Source organism: Cupriavidus gilardii (genome assembly GCF_008801915.1).
GTDB lineage: Bacteria > Pseudomonadota > Gammaproteobacteria > Burkholderiales > Burkholderiaceae > Cupriavidus > Cupriavidus gilardii.
In genome coordinates, this window is record NZ_VZOV01000008.1 from 164,321 (window position 1) to 184,074 (window position 19,754).

Annotated in this window: 15 protein-coding genes; 10 read left to right on the top strand and 5 right to left on the bottom strand. The window is 68.9% G+C overall.

Annotation, left to right across the window (positions count from 1 at the left end; all coding sequences use genetic code 11):
* Positions 1-138 precede the first annotated feature (138 nt).
* The 4 genes from F7Q96_RS12675 (at position 139) to F7Q96_RS12690 (ending at position 6,843) form a co-directional block, all read left to right on the top strand.
* The gene (locus F7Q96_RS12675; protein WP_053820937.1) at positions 139-828 is read left to right on the top strand and encodes a glutathione S-transferase family protein; all 690 of its coding nucleotides are present in this window, start codon (positions 139-141) and stop codon (positions 826-828) included.
* A gap of 24 nt (positions 829-852) precedes the next feature.
* A complete protein-coding gene (locus F7Q96_RS12680) occupies positions 853-2,097 on the top strand; it encodes a multifunctional CCA addition/repair protein (RefSeq protein WP_151022760.1) in 1,245 nt (414 codons plus the stop codon).
* A 338-nt stretch (positions 2,098-2,435) separates the two neighbouring features.
* On the top strand, positions 2,436-4,703 hold the full coding sequence (locus F7Q96_RS12685; protein WP_053820938.1) for a hypothetical protein: 2,268 nt from the start codon (positions 2,436-2,438) through the stop codon (positions 4,701-4,703).
* Between the two features lie 19 nt (positions 4,704-4,722).
* Positions 4,723-6,843, top strand: a complete 2,121-nt coding sequence (locus F7Q96_RS12690) for a hypothetical protein (protein WP_053820939.1) — start codon at positions 4,723-4,725, stop codon at positions 6,841-6,843.
* Here F7Q96_RS12690 and F7Q96_RS12695 read toward each other — a convergent pair.
* A complete protein-coding gene (locus F7Q96_RS12695; RefSeq protein WP_053820940.1) occupies positions 6,838-7,032 on the bottom strand; it encodes a DUF2905 domain-containing protein in 195 nt (64 codons plus the stop codon). The genes F7Q96_RS12690 and F7Q96_RS12695 overlap by 6 nt on opposite strands.
* 15 nt (positions 7,033-7,047) lie before the next feature.
* Positions 7,048-8,241: a class I SAM-dependent methyltransferase gene (locus F7Q96_RS12700; RefSeq protein ID WP_053820941.1), complete on the bottom strand. Its 1,194-nt coding sequence runs from the start codon at positions 8,239-8,241 to the stop codon at positions 7,048-7,050.
* Positions 8,242-8,256: 15 nt separating this feature from the next.
* Here F7Q96_RS12700 and F7Q96_RS12705 point away from each other — a divergent pair, with 15 nt between their 5' ends.
* From F7Q96_RS12705 to ttcA, 3 genes are all read left to right on the top strand, one after another.
* Positions 8,257-9,090, top strand: coding sequence for an SDR family oxidoreductase (locus tag F7Q96_RS12705; protein ID WP_053820942.1), 834 nt, complete (start codon positions 8,257-8,259; stop codon positions 9,088-9,090).
* Between the two features lie 88 nt (positions 9,091-9,178).
* Positions 9,179-9,571, top strand: a complete 393-nt coding sequence (locus tag F7Q96_RS12710; protein ID WP_053820943.1) for a dihydroneopterin aldolase — start codon at positions 9,179-9,181, stop codon at positions 9,569-9,571.
* A gap of 128 nt (positions 9,572-9,699) precedes the next feature.
* On the top strand, positions 9,700-10,680 hold the full coding sequence (gene ttcA, locus F7Q96_RS12715) for a tRNA 2-thiocytidine(32) synthetase TtcA (protein ID WP_151022763.1): 981 nt from the start codon (positions 9,700-9,702) through the stop codon (positions 10,678-10,680).
* 93 nt (positions 10,681-10,773) lie between these two features.
* Here ttcA and F7Q96_RS12720 read toward each other — a convergent pair whose 3' ends face one another.
* Positions 10,774-11,670, bottom strand: a complete 897-nt coding sequence (locus tag F7Q96_RS12720) for a DUF6279 family lipoprotein (RefSeq protein WP_082371371.1) — start codon at positions 11,668-11,670, stop codon at positions 10,774-10,776.
* Between the two features lie 290 nt (positions 11,671-11,960).
* Between F7Q96_RS12720 and glmU the strand changes: the two genes are divergently transcribed.
* Together glmU and glmS are read left to right on the top strand one after the other, a co-directional pair.
* Entirely contained in the window at positions 11,961-13,334 is a 1,374-nt protein-coding gene (gene glmU, locus F7Q96_RS12725; protein WP_053820944.1) for a bifunctional UDP-N-acetylglucosamine diphosphorylase/glucosamine-1-phosphate N-acetyltransferase GlmU, read from the top strand.
* A 127-nt stretch (positions 13,335-13,461) separates the two neighbouring features.
* Positions 13,462-15,300, top strand: coding sequence for a glutamine--fructose-6-phosphate transaminase (isomerizing) (gene glmS, locus F7Q96_RS12730; protein ID WP_006575900.1), 1,839 nt, complete (start codon positions 13,462-13,464; stop codon positions 15,298-15,300).
* Between the two features lie 206 nt (positions 15,301-15,506).
* Here the strand turns inward: glmS and F7Q96_RS12735 are convergent, their stop codons facing one another.
* Positions 15,507-16,910 carry a heavy metal sensor histidine kinase gene (locus F7Q96_RS12735; protein ID WP_151022765.1) on the bottom strand — a complete coding sequence of 468 codons (1,404 nt, stop codon included), beginning with the start codon at positions 16,908-16,910 and terminating at the stop codon, positions 15,507-15,509.
* Entirely contained in the window at positions 16,910-17,596 is a 687-nt protein-coding gene (locus F7Q96_RS12740) for a heavy metal response regulator transcription factor (protein WP_053820946.1), read from the bottom strand. Before F7Q96_RS12740 ends, F7Q96_RS12735 begins: the two co-directional genes overlap by 1 nt.
* 225 nt (positions 17,597-17,821) lie before the next feature.
* Between F7Q96_RS12740 and F7Q96_RS12745 the strand changes: the two genes are divergently transcribed.
* Positions 17,822-19,720 (top strand): copper resistance system multicopper oxidase, encoded by a 1,899-nt coding sequence (locus tag F7Q96_RS12745; protein ID WP_053820947.1) that lies wholly within the window; start codon positions 17,822-17,824, stop codon positions 19,718-19,720.
* The last annotated feature ends 34 nt before the right edge of the window (positions 19,721-19,754 follow it).

Sequence of the window (19,754 nt, forward strand, 5' to 3'; positions counted from 1 at the left end):
CGTTTGGCCCGTCCCCGAGCCGCTGGCTACAATGTTCCGCCTGAAGCGCAGAGTGGCCAGCCATACCGTCTTTCCCGTCTTTTCCCGCATGCCGCCGATCGCGCTCGCCTCGCTCTCTCCCTCTCCAAGGACTCCCAAATGAAGCTCGTCATCGGCAACAAGAACTATTCCTCCTGGTCGTTGCGTCCCTGGCTGGTGATGGCGCATGCCGGCATTCCGTTCGAGGAAGTGCCGGTGCGCCTGTTTACGCCGGGCTTTGCCGAGGAGATCGGCCGCTATGCGCCGGCCAACAAGGTGCCGGCGCTGATCGACGGCGATATCGTGGTCTGGGACTCGCTGGCCGTCGTCGAATACCTGGCCGAACGCTTCCCCGACAAGCAGCTGTGGCCGCAGGACCCGGCCGCGCGCGCCTTCGCGCGTTCGATCTGCGCGGAGATGCATGCCGGCTTCGGCAACCTGCGCAGCCAGCTGCCGATGAACCTGAGCGCGATGCTGCCCGGCATGGGCTGGAACGTCGCGGTGCAGCGCGATATCGACCGCATCGTCCAGCTGTGGCAGCAGGCGCGCGAGCGCTTCGGCAACGGCGGCCCGTTCCTGTTCGGCGCGTTCTCGATCGCCGATGCCTACTTTGCGCCGGTGGTGTGCCGCTTCGCGACCTACGGCATTCATCTGCCCGAGCACGCCAAGGCCTACGCGGACCTGGTGCTGGAACTGCCGGCGCTGCAGCGCTGGATCGCCGCCGCACGTGAAGAGCGCGATTTCCTCGCGCCTGACGAGCCGTATCGCGTCGCGCCGGAGCGCGACGATGCGGTCGTGATCCATCACTGAAGGGCCGGACCGAGGAAGAACTTGATGCAGATCTACGCCGTCGGCGGCGCCATCCGCGACCAGTTGCTGGGCACCCCCAGCCAGGACCGCGACTACGTGGTCGTCGGCGCGACCCCGGCGGAAATGGAGGCGGCCGGCTTCAAGCCGGTCGGCAAGGACTTTCCGGTCTTCCTGCATCCGCGCACCCGCGAGGAATACGCGCTGGCGCGCACCGAGCGCAAGACCGCCGCCGGCTACAAGGGCTTCGCCTTCTATTGCTCGCCCGATGTCACGCTGGAGGACGACCTGATCCGGCGCGACCTGACCATCAACGCGATGGCGCAGGCGGTCGACGAGCAGGGCGACCTGGTCGGCCCGGTCATCGATCCGCACGGCGGCCAGCGCGATCTGGCCGCCCGGATATTCCGCCATGTCTCGCCCGCCTTCGCCGAGGACCCGGTGCGCATTCTGCGGCTGGCGCGCTTTGCGGCGCGCCTGCCCGAATTCACCGTCGCGCCGGAGACGCTGGCGCTGATGCGGTCGATGGTGGACAGCGGCGAGGTCGATGCGCTGGTGGCCGAACGGGTCTGGCAGGAGCTGGCGCGCGGGCTGATGGAGGCGCGCCCGTCGCGGATGTTCGAGGTGCTGCGCGAGTGCGGCGCGCTGGCGCGGCTGATGCCGGAGCTGGACCGGTTATGGGGCGTGCCGCAGCGCGCCGAGTATCACCCCGAGGTCGATACCGGCGTTCACGTGATGATGGTGATCGATACCGCCGCCGCGATGCGGGCACCGCTGACGGTGCGCTTCGCCGCGCTGGTCCATGACCTGGGCAAGGGCACCACGCCCGCCGACGTGCTGCCGCGCCATATCGGCCATGAGCAGCGCAGCGTGGCGCTGCTCGAAGCGGTCTGCAAGCGGCTGCGCGTGCCGACCGATTGCCGCGACCTCGCCGTGCTGGTCGCGCGCGAGCACGGCAATATCCATCGCTCCAGCGAATTCGGCGCCGCGGCGGTGACGCGGCTGCTCGAGCGCTGCGATGCGCTGCGCAAGCCCGAGCGCTTCGCCGAGGCGCTGCAGGCCTGCGAGGCCGACGCCCGCGGCCGGCTCGGCTTCGAGCAGCGCGACTATCCGCAACCGGCCCGGCTGCTGGCCGCACGCGAGGCCGCCGCCAGCGTCGATGCCGGCGCCATCGCGCGCGAGTGCGCGGGGCAAGTCGAACTGATCCGCGAGCGCGTGCACCAGGCGCGGGTCGACGCGGTGGCGCGCGCGCTGGGACAGGCGGCCGAATAGCGCAACGGGTGCCGCGGCAAGCCACCGCAGCAAATCACCGCGGCAAATCACCGCAGCAAGTCACGCAGCAAGTCACCGCAGCAAGTCACCGCAGCAAGTCACCGCAGCAAGTCACCGCGGCAAATCACCGCTGCAAGCCACCGACACAAATCGAAAGCGACGGTCTGCAGCGGACAACAGAATGGCGCCTCGCTCGAATGCGGGGCGCCTGCCTGCCACTGCGTTCGAGCGGCTAGTCGCCGACGCCAGCACCGAAGCGCATCGTCTCTTCCTCGCCATGGTGCCGATCCGGCACGGCAGCCCAGCGTCGGCGTTGTCCCGTCCAAAGGTCGAACGCCATGCCCGATCCCATCGCTGCGCATATCCCCGCCTGTCCGCTGCCGCCCGCATCGGACCAATCCACCGGCCCGATGCCGTTCGTCGCCATCGAAGCCGAAAACCATGCCGAAGCCAATGCCAATGCCAATGCCGATACCAATATCGATATCGAGCCCGACACGGGCTGGCATCGTCTGCCCGCCGAGCTGATCGTCCATATCGGAAGTTTCCTGCCATGGCAGGCGCTCGACGCGCTGGGCCGAACCCATCGCCGGTCGCGGCAGGCGCTGGCCGCTTGTACCGTTCATTCCCGCGTCGGCTGGCGCATCGTCTGCGTATCGAGCCTGTCGATGTTCACGCGCACGGCGGGCGAGTTGCGCAGCGCGCTGCTGTCCGACATGCAGCGGGCGCAGGCGCTGGGCGCGCTCGCCGGCCGCCTGCCGAGCCTGGATGGCCGCATCGTGTCCGCGGCGCGCGATGTCCTGCTGGACCAGATTGCGCAGCTGGCGGTTCCGCAGCGGGCGCAGCCGCTTGACGGCGTGATGCAAGGGTTGGCGCGCTGCCATCAATCGGTGGTGCACCAGGGCGGCGCCTGGCCGCTGCTGACGGCGGCACACACCGTGGCGCCCGCGCGGCGCGGCGCGGCGTTGATCGCCTGCCTGCGCATCCCGTCGCTGACGCGCAGCGCGATGCCGAGCGTCACGCAGTGGATCGACGAGGCGCTGGCGCTGCCGGCGCCGGACCGTGGCCCCTTGCTGGCTCAGGTCGTGCGGCGCTTTTCGTTTGGCAGTCCGATGCGCACGGATGCGCGCGTGCAGCAGTTCCTGCGCGCCTGCCAGTCGCTGCGGATGCCCAACGGGGAGCCAGCGGCGGCCGAGCAGGCCGCCGTGCTGATCGCATTGGCCGATGCGCTGGACCACCATCTGGCGCGGCAGGACGGGGAAGACGAGGCCGCGCACGGATTGTGGTGCGACCTGCTGGCCGCGGCGCAGACCTTGCGTCCCGACTGCGCGCTCGACGTGATGGCGGCACTGGCGGGGCCGGGCGCACTGAGAGGCGGCGCGAGCGGCCCGCTGCGCTGGGCCATGGTGTGGCAGGCGGGCCGGCGTTTCGGCGCGGACCCTTCGCAATACGCGCGCTGGCTGGCGGCGCTGTCCCTGCATCACGGCTGGGTGCAGCCCGAGGGAACATGGCAGTGCCTGTTCGATGCGGCCGGCACGCTGCCGCCACGCGAAACAGGGCCGGTGGTCGCCATGCTGGCGCGCGGCGCCGCCGCCGCGGCCGATGAGCCGAAACGCCATGCGCGCTGGCTCGCGCTGTACCAGATGACCCTCGCGATACCACTGCCCGAAGCGCGTACCGCACCATTGGTGGGACTGGCCGACGCGTTGCTGGCCGAGGATGCCGCGATCCAGGACGAGCGCTGGCGGCTGCTGGTCGACGCCATGCCTGCGCTGCCGACGGCATCGCAGGCCAGGGCGCTGCTCGCCTGCATCGACTTCGGTACCGCCGAGCCGTTCTGGACGCCGTGCCACCGCATCATGCTGCGCTTGCCGGCGGCCCAGCGCGGCGCGGCGCTGTCCCAGCTGGCCGACCGGATCGTCCAGCTGCAGGCGGACGCGCATCGGATACAGGCATGGCGGGATATCGCGGGCTCGGTGAACGACCTGCCGCCGGAACACCGGCAGGCGCCGTGGCAGATGCTGCTGCGGCGGATGAATCGGGTGTTCGAGCGCGATCCGGTCGGACACGAAGGCGCACGCGACACGCTCGCCGATCTGCTGGCGGGCCAGCCGGCCCTCGCCCGGCAGCAATGCTTGCTGGGCGCGACCTCGCAGGCCGACCCCCGGCGCTGCGAATGGATCGTGACGCAGGCACGCGATCTGCCTCCGGCACTGCAAGCCGAGGTGCTGGCGCGCGTAGCGCGGGCGGCCCGGCTTGCCGATACGCGCAATCGCGTGGCATGGGGCATCGATCGGCGCCTTGCTGTGTGGATCGATCTGGCCGGCGCGGTAAAGGATCTGCCTGCGCACTATCGCGGCGCGCCGCTGCAGCAACTGGCGCAGCTGCTTGCCGATCTGCCGGCGGACATGCGGCGCACGGCCCGCCGGTACTTCGTCGCGCTGCTGCGCGGCGTACCGCCGACCGACATGCCGGCCGGCTTCGCCGCGGCCGATCCCTTTTCGGAATCCGCGGTGGTACGCCGTGTATTGAAGCGGCCGCGTTACCCGCTCGCGATGCAGGCCGTCGCGCCGAAGCGCGCGCGGATCGACGAGACCTGGCCTTGAGCTGTTTCACGGAGCCACCATGCCGCTGCAAATCGATACCCGATGCATGACCAACCCGGCGTTCGTGCCGGCCGGGGAAACCGGGGAGGCAGGGGCGGCCGCACAAGCCGGACATCCCCGCGCCACGTGGCACGATCTGACGACCGATCTGCTGCGCCATATCGCCGGCTATCTCGACGATTCACCGCTTGGCGCGATGGCACGCACGGACCGCCGCGGCCGCGCCGCGCTGGCGTCGGCGGTGCGCCTGGCACGAGTCGACTGGCGCATCGCCCGCGTGTCGAACCTGTCGACGCTGCACGATGCATTGCGCGAGATCGATGCAGCCGGAATGCCGGCCCGCACGCGCGGCGTTCGTCTGGCGGCGCTGGCGCAGCGGCTGCCGCTGCTGCATCTCGACATGGGTCCTGAAGCGTGCGATGTCCTGCTCCAGGCCATCGCCGCGCTGCCGGCCGGCGCGCGCCAGGCGCCGCTGTGCGAATGGCTGCGCGGCTTCGTCTGGGTGCATGGCAGAAGCGAGCGGGCGCGCGATCCATGGCTGCAAGCCCGATTGCTGCGCCTGGTGTTCGAACTGCCCGCCCGGCAGCAGGCCGCGGCATGCCAGGCCTTTTTTGACAACATGCCCTGGCTGGCCCCCTCGCTGCTTGCCGAGCTGCCCGCGCGCCTGCTGTGGGCACTGGCCTTGCCTGAGGCGGATCGTGGTCCCCTGGTCGTGGCGATGCTGCAGTCCGTTCGCACGGTCGAACACGCGCGGCAGTTCGATCTGCTCGGCGTGTTGCAGTCGGTGTACGCGCAACTGGTGCGGCCGGATGGGCAGCCGGCGGTTCCGGAGCGCACCGCGTTGCTGTGCGCGGCGGCGGGCGAGGCCGGCGCGGTCCGGCAACTGCCGGATGACGAGACCAGAGCAGTGCGGTTGCGGCAGTGGCTGGTCGGCACGGCGCAATCGCTGCCCGGCGACAGCCTGTTGCAGGTGCTGACGCGGGTGGCCGCATGGCCGACGTTGTCCTTGTCGCTCCATGCCGACGGCGACGGGCCGCAACGCCTGTGGCACATCGGCGTGCGGGCGTGCGGCGATGCGCTCGCATTGGGGCGGTGGCTCGCGGCGATGCACCGCCATCCGGTGCAGGATCTGTCGGAGGTGTGGGCCACGGTATGGGCCGACGTGGCGACGATGGCGCCGCCTCGGCGCGCCGACGCCATCGCATCCCTCGCTGCGTCGCTGACGGTGATGCCGGGCTACCCGCAACGGGTCAATTCGTGGCTGTCGCTGTTTCAGCATACCGTCGACGCATTGCCGCTCGTCGATCGTGCCGCGCCATTGCAGGCGCTGGTGGCGGCCTTGCCCGAACTGGGCCTGATGATCTGGGACCCGCGGGGCGATATGGTGCTCGATGCCGCGGCTTGCCTTGCTCCGGCGCAGCAGGTGGCGGTGCTGCATGAATGCTGTGCCGATTCGCAGGCGCTGCTCGAGCGCCATTGGGACCGCTATCTCGAACAGATCAGGCAGTTGCCTGCCGCGGCGCTGGCGGTCGAACTGGAAAGGATGGCCTGGCAGTTGCGCAGAATGAGTCCGCTCCTCGCCGCATCGGCGTGGCCCGAACTGGTCGCGTTGCTGCACCGGGTGCCGGCCGAACAGCGTTTGCGGCCATGGCTGGCGCTTTGGCGGGTGGTCGGGATTACCTTTGGCCAGGTGAACCGGGCGGCGGCATGCGAAGGCTTGCTGCAGGCGCTGGCGCGGCAGCCGCCGGCCGCGCAGGAGCAATGGCTGGTGGCCGCCGCGGCGATCGACCATCCGGACGCGACGCTGCTGCTGCTCGAGCGGGTTGCGGGCCTGCCGGCGACGCGGCGGGCCAGCGTGCTGACGGTGCTGGCGCGCGGCTCCGTCATGATCCGTTCCCGGCCCGAATGCATGGCGATATGGCACGCGCTGCTCGACGCGGTGGGCGGCCTGGCGCCGGCCTACCGCGGCTCGCCGCTGCATGCGCTGGTCGATCTGCGCCGCCGGCTCGCCTGGGGCTACGGCGAGCCCTCGTTGGAGCCGCTGGCGGCGTTGTGCGAGGGCGTACCGGCAATGGACCTGCCCGCGGATCTTGTCTCGCAGGAACTCCCGCCGCACCTGCCGCCGACCCTCCCGCTATAGCAGCCGGCCAACCAACAGCGCGATCAGCGACAGCAGTACCGTCGACGCGAACGGCAGCACCCACTCGCGGCCGAACAGGCGGAAACGCACGTCGCCGGGCAGGCGGCCCAGTCCGATCTTCTGCAGCCACGGCAGCGCGGACGACAGGATGATCACGGAAAGGAAGATGGTCAGTGTCCAGCGCAGCATGGGGGCCTTCCGTGGCTACAGGGTGTGGCTGCGGTCGCCCGCGGCAAAGCCGATCGGCACGCTGTCGGCCAGACCGCGCGTCAGCGCGATGGCCTTGAACAGCTCGCCCATTTCGGCTTCGGACAGCAGCTTCTGCACCGCGTTGGCGGCCGGCAGGAAGCTGCGCGCATCGTTCGGGTCCAGCGTCATCAGCAGCTCGGTGATACCGGCGTTCATCAGCAGGCGCGCCTGCGAGGCAAAGCCCGCGACCTCGAGCCCGGCGTCGACCGCGGCCTGCGCGATGCCGCTGAAGTTGACGTGAGCGGTGATGTCCTGCAGCCCCGGATAGAGGAACGGATCAGGATGGGCGTGATGGCGGTAGTGGCACATCAGCGTGCCGCCGGTGCGCTGCGGGTGGTAGTACTCGCTGGCCGGAAAGCCGTAGTCGATCAGCAGCGCCGCGCCGCGCGTCAGCATCGCGCCGAGCGAGCGGATGAAGCCCTCGGCCTCGGCATGGGTCTCGGTGACGATGTCGTGGTCGCCGGGAATCGCGGCGACGGCCGCGGGCACTTCGGTCTTGTCGAGCGGCCGGTCGGCGAAGCGAAAGCGCGCATCGTGGCCATGCTCGCCATCGTTGCGGGCAACGCCGCGCTCGTGCCAGACACCGCCAACCCGCGCGTAGAGCCGCACCGGCATCGCATCGAGGACCTCGTTGCCGATCGCCACGCCCTCGAAGCGCGCCGGCAGCGCGTCGAGCCACTGCACGCGTGCGGCCAGATGCGGGGCGCGCGCGGCCAGCGTGGCCTGCTGGCGTTCGCGCAGCTCGCCGGACAGCTCGACGATCCAGTAGCGCGAGGGCAGCCGGCCTTCGGTCTCGAGCGCCAGCAGCAGATCCGCCGCCAGCCGGCCCGTGCCGGCGCCGAATTCCATCACCTCGTCCAGGCCCAGCTCGAGCCATTGGGCCAGCTGGCGCGCCAGCGTGCGGGCGAAGAACGGTGTCAGCTCTGGCGCGGTGATGAAGTCGCTGCCGTCGCGCACGTCGCGGCCGAACTTGGCCGCGCCGCCGCTGTAGTACCCGAGCCCGGGCGTGTAGAGCGCCATCGCCATATAGCGGTCGAAGCCGAGCCAGCCTTGCGCGGCGTCGATCGCCTCGCCGATGCGCGTGGCCAATGCCGTGGAGGCATCGAGCGCGTCCGCGGAGGGAAGGGGTAAACTACCGGTTTTCTGCATCCCGCGATTGTAGCAATGCCAGATTTCACTTCTTCCGGCGCCGCGCCCGCTTCGTCCGCGGCTTCGTCGACGCAGGCGGCCGCGCCCGGCAACGGCCGCGGCATTGCGCTGGTGACGGGCGGCGCCCGCCGCATCGGCCGCGCCATCGCGCTGGAGCTGGCAGCGCGCGGCTGGGATATCGCGGTGCACTGCCATCGCTCGCGCGACGAGGCCGAGGAGGTCGCCGCACAGATCCGCGCGCTCGGCCGACGCGCCGCGGTGCTGCAGGCGGACCTGGCCGACGAGGCCGCCACCGGTGGACTGATCGCGGCCTGCACCGCCGCGCTTGGCACGCCGACCTGCCTGGTCAACAACGCCTCGCTGTTCCAGTACGACGTCGCCACCAGCTTCTCCTACGGCTCGCTCGACACGCACATGCGCACCAATGTCGCCGCGCCGCTGCTGCTGTCGCGCGAATTGCACCGCGCGCTGCCGGACGACGCACGCGGCGTGGTGATCAACCTGCTGGACCAGAAGCTCGACAACCTGAACCCGGACTTCCTGTCGTACACGCTGTCCAAGGCCGCGCTGCAGACCGCGACGATGCAGCTGGCCCAGGCGCTGGCGCCGCGGCTGCGCGTGGTCGGCGTGGCGCCGGGCATCACGCTGGTGTCCGGCGACCAGTCCGGCGGCGGCTTCAAGCGCGCGCACCGGATGACGCCGCTGGGCCAGTCGTCGACGCCCGACGATATTGCGCAGGCCGTCGCCTATCTGGCCGAGGCGCGCGCGGTGACCGGCACCACGCTGTATGTGGACGGCGGCCAGCACCTGATGCCGCTGGCGCGCGACGTGATGTTCCTGACCGAATGACTTCCCTGGAGCCGGCGCCGCCTGTACCATCGGCGGCCTTTGCCGGTTCCCGCCTCTCTTCCCTCTGCCCTTTCTCTCCGACGCCGCCATGTCCGCCGCTCTTTCCCATCCCAGCCTGCAAGACTGCCGCCGCATGTTCCTGCGCAACTACGAAGTGCAGATCAACATCGGCGTGCACGAGTTCGAGAAGAAGGGCGAACAGCGCGTGCTGATCAATATCGACCTGTACGTGCCGCTGGCGGAAAGCACGCCGCACGACGACAAGCTGCACGAGGTCGTCGACTACGACTTCATGCGCAATACCGTCGCCGAGCGCATGGCGCAGGGCCATGTGCACCTGCAGGAAACGCTGTGCGACGACGTCGCCCGCGCGATGCTGCGCCACCCCAAGGTGCGCGCGGTGCGGGTGTCGACCGAGAAGCCGGACGTATACCCGGACTGCGATTCGGTCGGCGTCGAGGTGTTCCATATCAAGAGCTAGGCGGGCCACGGCGCGCCGCGCGTGTTCGTGACGTGGCCGACACTTGATGCAGCCGCTGGGGCGCTCCGCTAAAATACCCGGTTCGATTGCGCCAGAACAGCGCCCCGCCCGTTGCCTCCCACCCCGCCATGACCGAAACCACCCACTCCAGGAACTTCTACCGCGTCGAGACCTATCTGCAATCGCAGACGGGCCGCGCGATCGGCGACTTCAAGATGATCGAGGACGGCGATACGGTGCTGGTCTGCCTGTCGGGCGGCAAGGACTCGTACACGATGCTGTCGGTGCTGATGGCGCTGCAGAAGCGGGCGCCGATCGACTTCAAGCTGATCGCGATGAACCTCGACCAGAAGCAGCCGGGCTTCCCCGAGGACGTGCTGCCGCGCTACCTGGACGGCATCGGCGTGCAGTACGTGATCGTCGAGGCCGACACCTATTCGATCGTCAAGGAGAAGGTGCCCGAGGGCAAGACCACCTGCTCGCTGTGTTCGCGGCTGCGCCGGGGCGTGATCTACCGGACCGCGAAGGAGCTCGGCGCCAACAAGATCGCGCTGGGCCACCACCGCGACGACATCGTCCAGACCTTCTTCCTGAACATGTTCTTCGGCGGCAAGATGAAGGCGATGCCGCCGAAGCTGGCCACCGACGACGGCCAGCACATCGTGATCCGTCCGCTGGCCTATTGCTCGGAGAAGGACATCGCGGCCTATGCGCGCGCGATGGAATTCCCGATCATCCCCTGCAATCTGTGCGGCTCGCAGGAGAACCTGCAGCGCAAGAAGGTCAAGGAGATGCTGCTCGAGTGGGAACGGCAGAACCCGGGCCGCATCGACAACATCTTCTCGGCGCTGAAGAACGTGGTGCCGTCGCACCTGGCCGATACCGAGCTGTTCGACTTCAACGGTCTGGCGACCGGCCTGGCCAAGGTCGACGAGGCCTCGCTGTTCGGCGATTCGACCTTCACGCAGCAGCCGCTGGTGTTTGCCGGCGGCAGCGCCGAGAACCGGATGGAATTCGTCCGCTTCGAGAGGCCGGCGGTGCGCGACACGAAGCCCGAAGGCGCGGCGGCGGGGACCGCCACGGCGGCGGCCGCGTCGGCGGCCGAATAAGGCCCCGGCGCGCTGGCGCCGGTTCATTCAGCGCTCCTCCGGCTCTCCTCCAGCCCGCGTTCCGCGCTCTTCGGCTTTCCCTTGCCCGCCGTCTCAGTTCGCGGCGCGCGACGGCGCGATGGCCGGTTGCCGCGGCGCCTCGCGCATCAGCGACTGCGTATCCTCGATCCACTTCTGGAAGCGCTCGACCGCGTGGCGCTTCTGTTCCGGCGTGGTCATGTTGGCGATCTGCGCCGCCACCGCCAGCCCCGCCTCGGTATTGGCCTCGTAGCTGACGCGGCGCTCGCGCGTCGGCGGCGCCTGCCACTGGTCGCCGAAGCGCTGCAGCAGCGCGATCACGCGTGCCTTGGGCGGGTGTTCCGCCTGGACCTGCCGGACCAGCGCCAGCCAGGCCTGCTGTCGTTTCACCCGTTCGCCGAAGCGGGATTCGGCGTTGTCGACCATCGGGCGGAGCGCGGCACGGATCGCGTCCTGCTGCTCGCGCGAGAAGCGGCCGTAGATCAGCGTGGCCCACTCCATCACCTTGTCGTAGCGCGCCTCGAGCCGGTCTTCGGGGCTGCCGCGCAGGAATTTCCTGCGGTACTTCTCGTTGCCGTCGGCGAACTTGCGTTCCATGCGCTTGATCTGGTCCGGCGTCAGCGTCAGCAGCAGATCGGCGACATCCGGAATCGCATGGTCGAAGGCGACGCGCGCCATGCGCTGCGTGTCGTCGCGCACGCGCTCCAGCTGCGCCTCGGTGACCGGCCCCTGGACCTCGCTCTTGGCGCGCTGCAGCAAGGCGGCGATCTCCGGCAACTGCTCGCGCCGGTGCCAGGCGAAGAAACGGGCGATCGCGTCGCGCGTCTGGGGCTCCTGGTCGTCGGAGACGTCGACATAGTTGTCGATCCACCAGTAGGCGAGGTGGTCGCCCTGCTGGTAGCCAAGCTTCATCGCATTGCACGCGGTCAGCAACACCAGCATCCCGGCCGCGATCAGTTCGCGCCACCGCACATTGTGAATTTGAGCAACAGCCGTCAAGCGGCGGATACCCCCCATGCTAGAATCGCCGGACGCGCCGACGGCCACTTGCCGTCGCCCGCCAGGCAAGGTCTGGCAACGGTTTGCGGGCGATGGCGGAGTGCCGGCGACGGCTTCCGCATCAGCCCGTCCGGGACGGAACGCGGCCGATAAACGGCTTGGCGTTCGCCAGTGGCGCCAACGCCCGGCTGTCACGTCGGGGCTGGTCGCGCGTCTTTCCGATCCGGATGTCAATTCGGGCGCACTCACTTAGGAACCTCCTCGTGAACATCGTCATTCTCGCCGCCGGCATGGGCAAACGGATGCATTCCGATTTGCCGAAGGTGCTGCATCCGCTGGCCGGCCGGCCGCTGCTTGCTCATGTGATCGATACCGCGCGTACGCTGTCGCCGACGCGGCTGGTGGTGGTCGTGGGCCATGGCGCCGAGCGGGTACAGGCCGCGGTTGCCGCGCCCGATGTCGCCTTCGCGCTGCAGGCCCAGCAACTGGGAACCGGCCACGCGGTGATGCAGGCGCTGCCGCTGCTCGATCCGGCCCAGCCGACGCTGGTGCTGTACGGCGACGTGCCGCTGACCCGGGCCGATACGCTGGCCCGTCTGGTGGAAGCCGCCGGAAAGGACCGCTTCGGCATCCTGACCGTCGAGATGGACGATCCGACCGGCTACGGCCGCATCGTGCGCGACGCCGCCGGCAGCATCGCCCGCATCGTCGAGCAGAAGGACGCCAGCGAGGCCGAGCGCGCGATCCGCGAGATCAATACCGGCATCGTGGTGTGCCCGACGGCGAAGTTGACCGAATGGCTGGCCACGCTGCGCAACGATAACGCGCAAGGTGAGTACTACCTCACCGATACCGTCGAGCGCGCCGTCGCCGATGGCGTCGAGGTGGTGTCCGCCCAGCCGGGCGCGCTGTGGGAGACGCTGGGCGTCAACAGCAAAGTGCAGCTGGCCGAACTCGAGCGCCTGCATCAGCGCAACCAGGCGATGCGCCTGCTGGAAGCCGGCGTGACCGTGCTCGACCTGGCCCGTATCGATATCCGGGGCGAACTGACTTGTGGCCGAGACGTCACGATCGACGTCGGGTGCGTGTTCGAAGGACGGGTTCACCTGGAAGACGGCGTGCAGATCGGTCCTCACTGTGTGATCCGCGATAGCCGCATCGGTTCCGGAGCGCGGGTGCTGGCCTTCTGTCATCTGGAGCAGGCGCAGGTCGGCGCCGACGGCCGGATCGGGCCGTATGCCCGTCTTCGTCCCGGCACCGAACTGGGCGAGGACGTCCATATCGGCAACTTCGTCGAGGTCAAGAACAGCCAGATCGCCGCGCACAGCAAGGCCAACCATCTGGCCTACGTCGGCGACGCCACGGTCGGCTCGCGCGTCAACATCGGCGCGGGCACCATCACCTGCAACTACGACGGCGTCAACAAGCACCGCACGGTGATCGAGGACGACGTCTTCATCGGCTCGGACTCGCAGCTGGTGGCGCCGGTCACGGTGCGGCGCGGCGCCACGCTGGGCGCCGGCACCACGCTGACCAAGGAAGCGCCGGCGGACCAGCTGACGCTGTCGCGGGCCAGGCAGATGACCGTTCCGGGCTGGCAGCGGCCGGTCAAGCAGCCCAGGCAGGGCACGAAGTAAGATAGGCGCACCGCGCTGGCCGGCGCGCCAGGACCGGGGGCGGGCGGCATAAGCGCCCAGCCATCCGGGACATCGGACAAGGCATCAATGCAGGCGGTCACGAGCCGCGGCACCCAGGGAGAGCAACATGTGTGGCATCGTCGGCGCGGTTTCGACGCGCAATATCGTTCCGGTTCTGATCGAAGGCCTGCGCCGCCTGGAATACCGCGGCTATGACTCCTGCGGCGTGGCGGTGGTCCGCGAAGACACGCTCGAGCGCGCCCGCACCGTGTCGCGGGTGGCGGACCTGGACGAGCAGACGCGCGGCTCGGGCCTGTCCGGCACGATCGGCGTCGCGCACACGCGCTGGGCCACGCACGGCAAGCCCGACACCATCAACGCCCACCCGCACTTCTCCGGCGAGACCATCGCGCTGGTGCACAACGGCATCATCGAGAACTACGAGCCGCTGCGCGACGAACTGCGCGCCGCCGGCTACGGCTTCGATTCGCAGACCGATACCGAAGTGGTCGCCCATCTGGTGCACCAGGCCTACACCTATCCGAGCAGCGCCACGCGCGGCGACCTGTTCGCCTCGGTGCGCGCGATCACCAAGCGCCTGCATGGCGCCTATGCGATTGCCGTGGTGGCCAAGGACCAGCCGGACGTCGTGGTTGGCGCGCGCGCCGGCTCGCCGCTGGTCGCGGCGCTCGGCGAGGGCGAAGCCTTCCTCGCCTCGGACGCGCTGGCCGTCGCCGGCACCGCCAACCGCGTGATCTATCTGGAAGAGGGCGACGTGGTCGAGGTGCGGCGCGACGCGATCACGATCCACGACCTCAACGACGAGCCGGTCGAGCGCGAAGTGCGCGTGGTGGAAGCCCATGCGGCGGCCGTCGATCTGGGCCCGTACCGGCATTTCATGCAGAAGGAAATCTTCGAGCAGCCGCGCGCGCTGGCCGACACGCTCGAAGGCATCGAAAGCATCGAGCCGAGCCAGTTCGGCGAACGCGCCGCGCAGGTGTTCGCCAATATCGACAGCGTGCTGATCCTGGCCTGCGGCACCAGCTACTACTCGGGCTGCACCGCCAAGTACTGGCTCGAAGCGATCGCCCGCATCCCGACCCAGGTCGAGGTCGCCAGCGAATACCGCTATCGCGAAACGGTGCCGAATCCGCGCCAGCTGGTGGTCGTGATCTCGCAATCGGGCGAGACCGCCGATACGCTGGCCGCGCTGCGCCATGCCAAGGGTCTGGGCCACGAGCACACGCTGTGCATCTGCAACGTGGCCAGCAGCGCGATGGTTCGCGAAACCGAGCTGCGCTTCATCACCCGCGCCGGCACCGAGATCGGCGTCGCCTCCACCAAGGCCTTCACCACACAGCTCGCCGCGCTGTACATGCTGACGCTGGCGCTGGCCAAGCTGCGGGGCACGCTGTCGGAGGAAAGCCAGGGCAGGGCGCTGGCTAACCTGCGCCACCTGCCCGCCGCGCTGCACGGCGTGCTGGCGCTGGAGCCGCAGATCATCGCCTGGTCCGAAGACTTCGCCCGCCGCGAAAACGCGCTGTTCCTCGGCCGTGGCCTGCACTATCCGATCGCGCTGGAAGGCGCGCTGAAGCTGAAGGAAATCTCGTACATCCACGCCGAGGCCTATCCGGCCGGCGAGCTCAAGCACGGGCCGCTGGCGCTGGTGACCGAGGCGATGCCGGTGGTCACGGTGGCGCCGAACGACGCGCTGCTGGAAAAGCTGAAGTCGAACATCCAGGAAGTGCGTGCCCGCGGCGGCCGGCTTTATGTGTTCGCCGACGCGGACACGCACATCACGTCGACCGACGGCATCCAGGTGATCCGCCTGCCCGAGCACTACGGCGACCTGTCGCCGATCCTGCACGTGGTGCCGCTGCAATTGCTCGCGTATCACACGGCCTGCGCGCGGGGTACCGATGTCGACAAGCCCCGCAATTTGGCGAAGTCGGTGACGGTGGAGTAAGGGCCGAATCGGCAACGGGGTCGCTCCCCGCAAAGGGCGCTGCGGCGAGGTATCGGCCGCAGCGCCTTTTTCTTTGGGCGTCGGCCCTTTCGGCCGGCCCTCTTGGTCGGCCTTTTCGGTGGGCCTTTTCGGGCGGCCTTTTCGGGCGGCCTTTTCGGGCGGCCTTTTCGGTGGGCCTTTCCGGCCGGCCCTTTCGGCGGGCCCTTTCAGTCTGCCCGCCTCGGAAACCGCAAGCCGAACCGCGTCTTTCCCCGCTCCGACCGCACCGCGATATCCCCGCCATGCGCCAGCATGATGGCGCGGGTGATCGACAGCCCCAGTCCCACGCTATCCGATTCCGGCCTCGTCCGCGATTTATCCCCGCGAGAGAAGCGGTCGAAGATCGAAGGCAGCAGGGCCGGGTCGATCTCGGTGCCATCGTTCTCCACCGCGACCTCGACGTGGTCGCCGGCGTCGGCCACCGCGACGACGATGCGGCCGCCGGGCGGCGTATGGCGCAGCGCGTTGGAAATCAGATTGCTCAGCGCCCGCCGCAGCATCAAACGGTCGCCCTGGATACGGCCGTCTCCCTGCAGGTCCAGCCGCACCGCCTTGTCCTCGGCCAGCGCCTCGTAGAAGTCGAACAGCGCGCGCACTTCGTCGGCGATGCGGATCGCCTCGGTATTGGGCAGGTCGAGCCCGTGTTCCATCTTGGCCAGATACAGCATGTCCGACACCATGCGGGCCAGGCGCTGCAGCTCCTCGGCGTTCGACGCCAGGATGTCGCGGTAATTGCCGGCATCGCGCGGCTGCGACAGCGCGACCTGGGTTTGCGTCATCAGATTGGTGATCGGCGTGCGCAGTTCATGCGCCAGGTCGGACGAGAACTCGGACAGCCGGCGGAAATCGTCCTGCAGCCGGGCCAGCATCGCGTTGAGGTTGGCCGCCAGATCGGCCATTTCGACCGGCACCGCTTCGACCGGCATCCGCTCGTACAGCTTGCTGCCCGTCACCGTCTGCGCGCGCGAGGCCATCGTGCGCAGCGGCGCCAGGCCGCGGCGCGCCGCCCACCAGCCCAGCACGCCGCTGGCCAGCGCGGCGAGCGCGATATAGAACACCAGCGACTGGCGGAATGCGTGAATGAAGTGATCGTGGATCTCGGTGTCCATGCCGACCAGCATGCGCAGCGGCTCGCCCGTGCCGGATTCGCGCACGGTGCGCACCATGCCGCGATACAACTGGCCGTTCTGGCGCCATTCGAGCGCATTGGCCTGCATGCCGTCCGCGTCATCCCGATCGTGCTTGCGGGGCCGCGCCACCGCATCGAGCGCCGCACCGAAATCGAAGCCGGGGCTCGCAAACAGCGGCGCGTTTGGTTCGGCTTGCACATGGATCAGCAGGCCGCCGTGATGCTTCTGCGCGTCGGCCAGCCGTGCCGCAATGCCGTCGGACGGGCCCGCCGCCACGATCCGTTCGACCATCCGCAGATTGTCGCCGAGCAGCGCGTAATCCTGATCGGCGAAGTGCCGGTCCATCGCCGAGAAGATCAACCACCCCAGGCCCAGCAGTACGCAGGCGGAGGTCAGCGAGAACAGCGCGGTCAGCCGGGCCGTCAGCGAGAGGCGCGGCATCAGTCGCCTTCCTCCGGATTCTCGAGCACATAGCCCATGCCGCGCACCGTCTGGATCAGCTTGATGTCGAAGTCGTCGTCGATCTTGGCGCGCAGGCGGCGGATGGCGACGTCGATCACGTTGCTGTCGCTGTCGAAGTTCATGTCCCAGACCTGCGAGGCGATCAGCGAGCGCGGCAGCACCTCGCCGCGCCGGCGCGCCAGCAGTTCCAGCAGCGAGAATTCCTTGTTGGTCAGCACGATGCGCCGGCCGGCACGCGTCGCGCGGCGGCGGGCCAGGTCGAGCACCAGATCGGCGATCTGGATGCGGTCCAGCGCCACCTGCGTGGCGCCGCGGCGCAGCAGCGTGCGGACGCGGGCCAGCAGTTCGGCAAAGGCAAAGGGTTTGACCAGATAGTCGTCGGCGCCGAGCTCCAGCCCCTTGACGCGATCGGCGACGCTGTCGCGTGCCGTCAGGAACAGCACCGGCACGCGGTTGTCGGCGGCGCGCAGCGTCTGCACGATGCGCCAGCCGTCGACATCGGGCAGCATCACATCGAGCACGATCAGGTCGTAGGGCTCCGTCATGGCCAGATGCTGGCCGTCCAGGCCGTTGGCGGCCAGGTCCACCACGAACCCCGCCTCGGTCAGGCCCTGCCGCAGGTATTCCCCGGTCTTGGCTTCGTCTTCGACTACCAGCAATTTCATCGGCGCTTTCCTGCTTCTCCGCTTCCCGCTTCCCCGCTTTTGGCCCGCTTTCGCGCCAGGCCCGCCATCGTCGCCCTGCGCAACCGTCGCGATAGTGTAGGGCCGCGCTACCCAACATGACGCAAACATTACCGGAATGTAATGTCGGGGTAATTGGGAGGTTACTGCGGCCTCCTTATGCTGGCGGCCACGATAGACCACGACAAGACAACAAGGACCGCTTCCATGCCACGCGTTGCCCCGACCATCCTGGCCGTGCCGCCCTATCTGTCCCGCCGGCGTTTCGTGCAGGGACTGGTCGCGGGGGGCGTGCTCGGTGCGCTGTCCGGCGTGTCCGGCGCAGGATGGGCCCAGCAAGCAGACCGTCCGCGGCGCGCGGGAAGCGGCAGCGCGCCGGTGCTGTCCGGCACCGAATTCGAGCTGGTCATCGAGGAGGCGGTCGTCAACTTCACCGGCAAGCCCGCCATCGCTCACACGATCAACGGCATGCTGCCGGGGCCGACGCTGCGCTGGCGCAAGGGCGATACGGTGACCATCCGCGTCACCAACCGCCTGCGCGAGCCGACCTCGATCCACTGGCACGGCATCATCCTGCCGTTCGAGATGGACGGCGTGCCCGGCATCAGCTTCCCCGGCATCGCGCCGGGCGAGACCTTCACCTACCGTTTCAAGGTCGTGCAGAGCGGCAGCTACTGGTACCACTCGCACTCGGGCTTCCAGGAGATGACCGGCGTCTACGGCGGCCTGATCATCGACGGCGACGACGATCCGATCCGGGCGGACCGCGACCATACCGTGCTGCTGTCCGACTGGACCGACGAGGACGGCATGCGCGTGCTGTCCAAGCTCAAGACCCAGAGCGATTACTACAACTACAACCAGCCGACCGTCGTCGATTTCTTCCGCGATATCGCCAACGAGGGCGTCAAGGCCGCCGTCGACAAGCGCCGCATGTGGAACCAGATGCGGATGAGCCCGACCGATCTGGCTGATCTGTCCGCGCATACGCTGACGTATCTGACCAACGGCGTGACGCCGGCCGGCAACTGGACGGGGCTGTTCAGGCCGGGCGACAAGGTCCGCCTGCGCTTCATCAATGGCAGCGGCAATACCTTCTACGACGTGCGCATTCCCGGGCTGAAGCTCAAGGTCGTGCAGGTCGACGGCCAGAACATCGAGCCGGTGACGGTCGACGAATTCCGCTTCGGCCCCGGTGAGACCTGCGATGTCATCGTCGAGCCGCGCGACGAGGCCTACACGATCTTCTCGCAGTCGATGGACCGCACCGGCTACGCGCGCGGCACGCTGGCGACGCGCGACGGGCTGCAGGCCGCCGTGCCCGCGCTGGACAAGGCCGAATGGCTGACCATGACCGACATGATGGGCGACATGGGGGCGATGGGCGCGGCTGGGGTGGCCGGCATGGGCCATGGCGGCGGGCATCACCATGGCGCCATGCGGGGCACGCATGGCTCGCACGGCGCGAACGGCACGCACGGGGCGCATGGCATGCACGGCATGCACCACGGCGGCATGGCGATGGACCACAGCCAGCATGCGATGGCCGCGATGCCGGCCGATGGCTCGCTGAAGGTGCCCAGCAGGACCGCCCGCCATGCGCGCACCGAATACGGACCCAGCACCGACATGCGGGTCGACATGGCGCGGACCAATCTGGACGACCCCGGCATCGGCCTGCGCAACAACGGACGCCGCGTGCTGACGCTGGCCGACATGCGTACGGTCGGCGGTCCGATGAACCCGCGCGGCGCGGGCCGGGAGGTGGAGCTGCACCTGACCGGCAACATGGAGCGCTACACGTGGTCGTTCGACGGCCTGGAGTTCGGCAGGTCGACGCCGGTGTTCTTCCGCCACGGCGAGCGGCTTCGCGTGATCCTGCACAACGACACGATGATGACCCACCCGATGCATCTGCACGGCATGTGGAGCGAGCTGGAGGCGCCGGACGGCTCGTTCCAGGCGCGGCGGCACACGATTCCGGTGCAGCCGGCGCAGCGCATCAGCTTCCTCGTCACGGCCGATGCGCTCGGCCGCTGGGCCTGGCATTGCCATCTGATGATGCATATGGACGCAGGCATGTTCCGCGAAGTGGTGGTGGCCTGACGGGCCCGAGCTTTCATCCGAATTCCAAGACGCA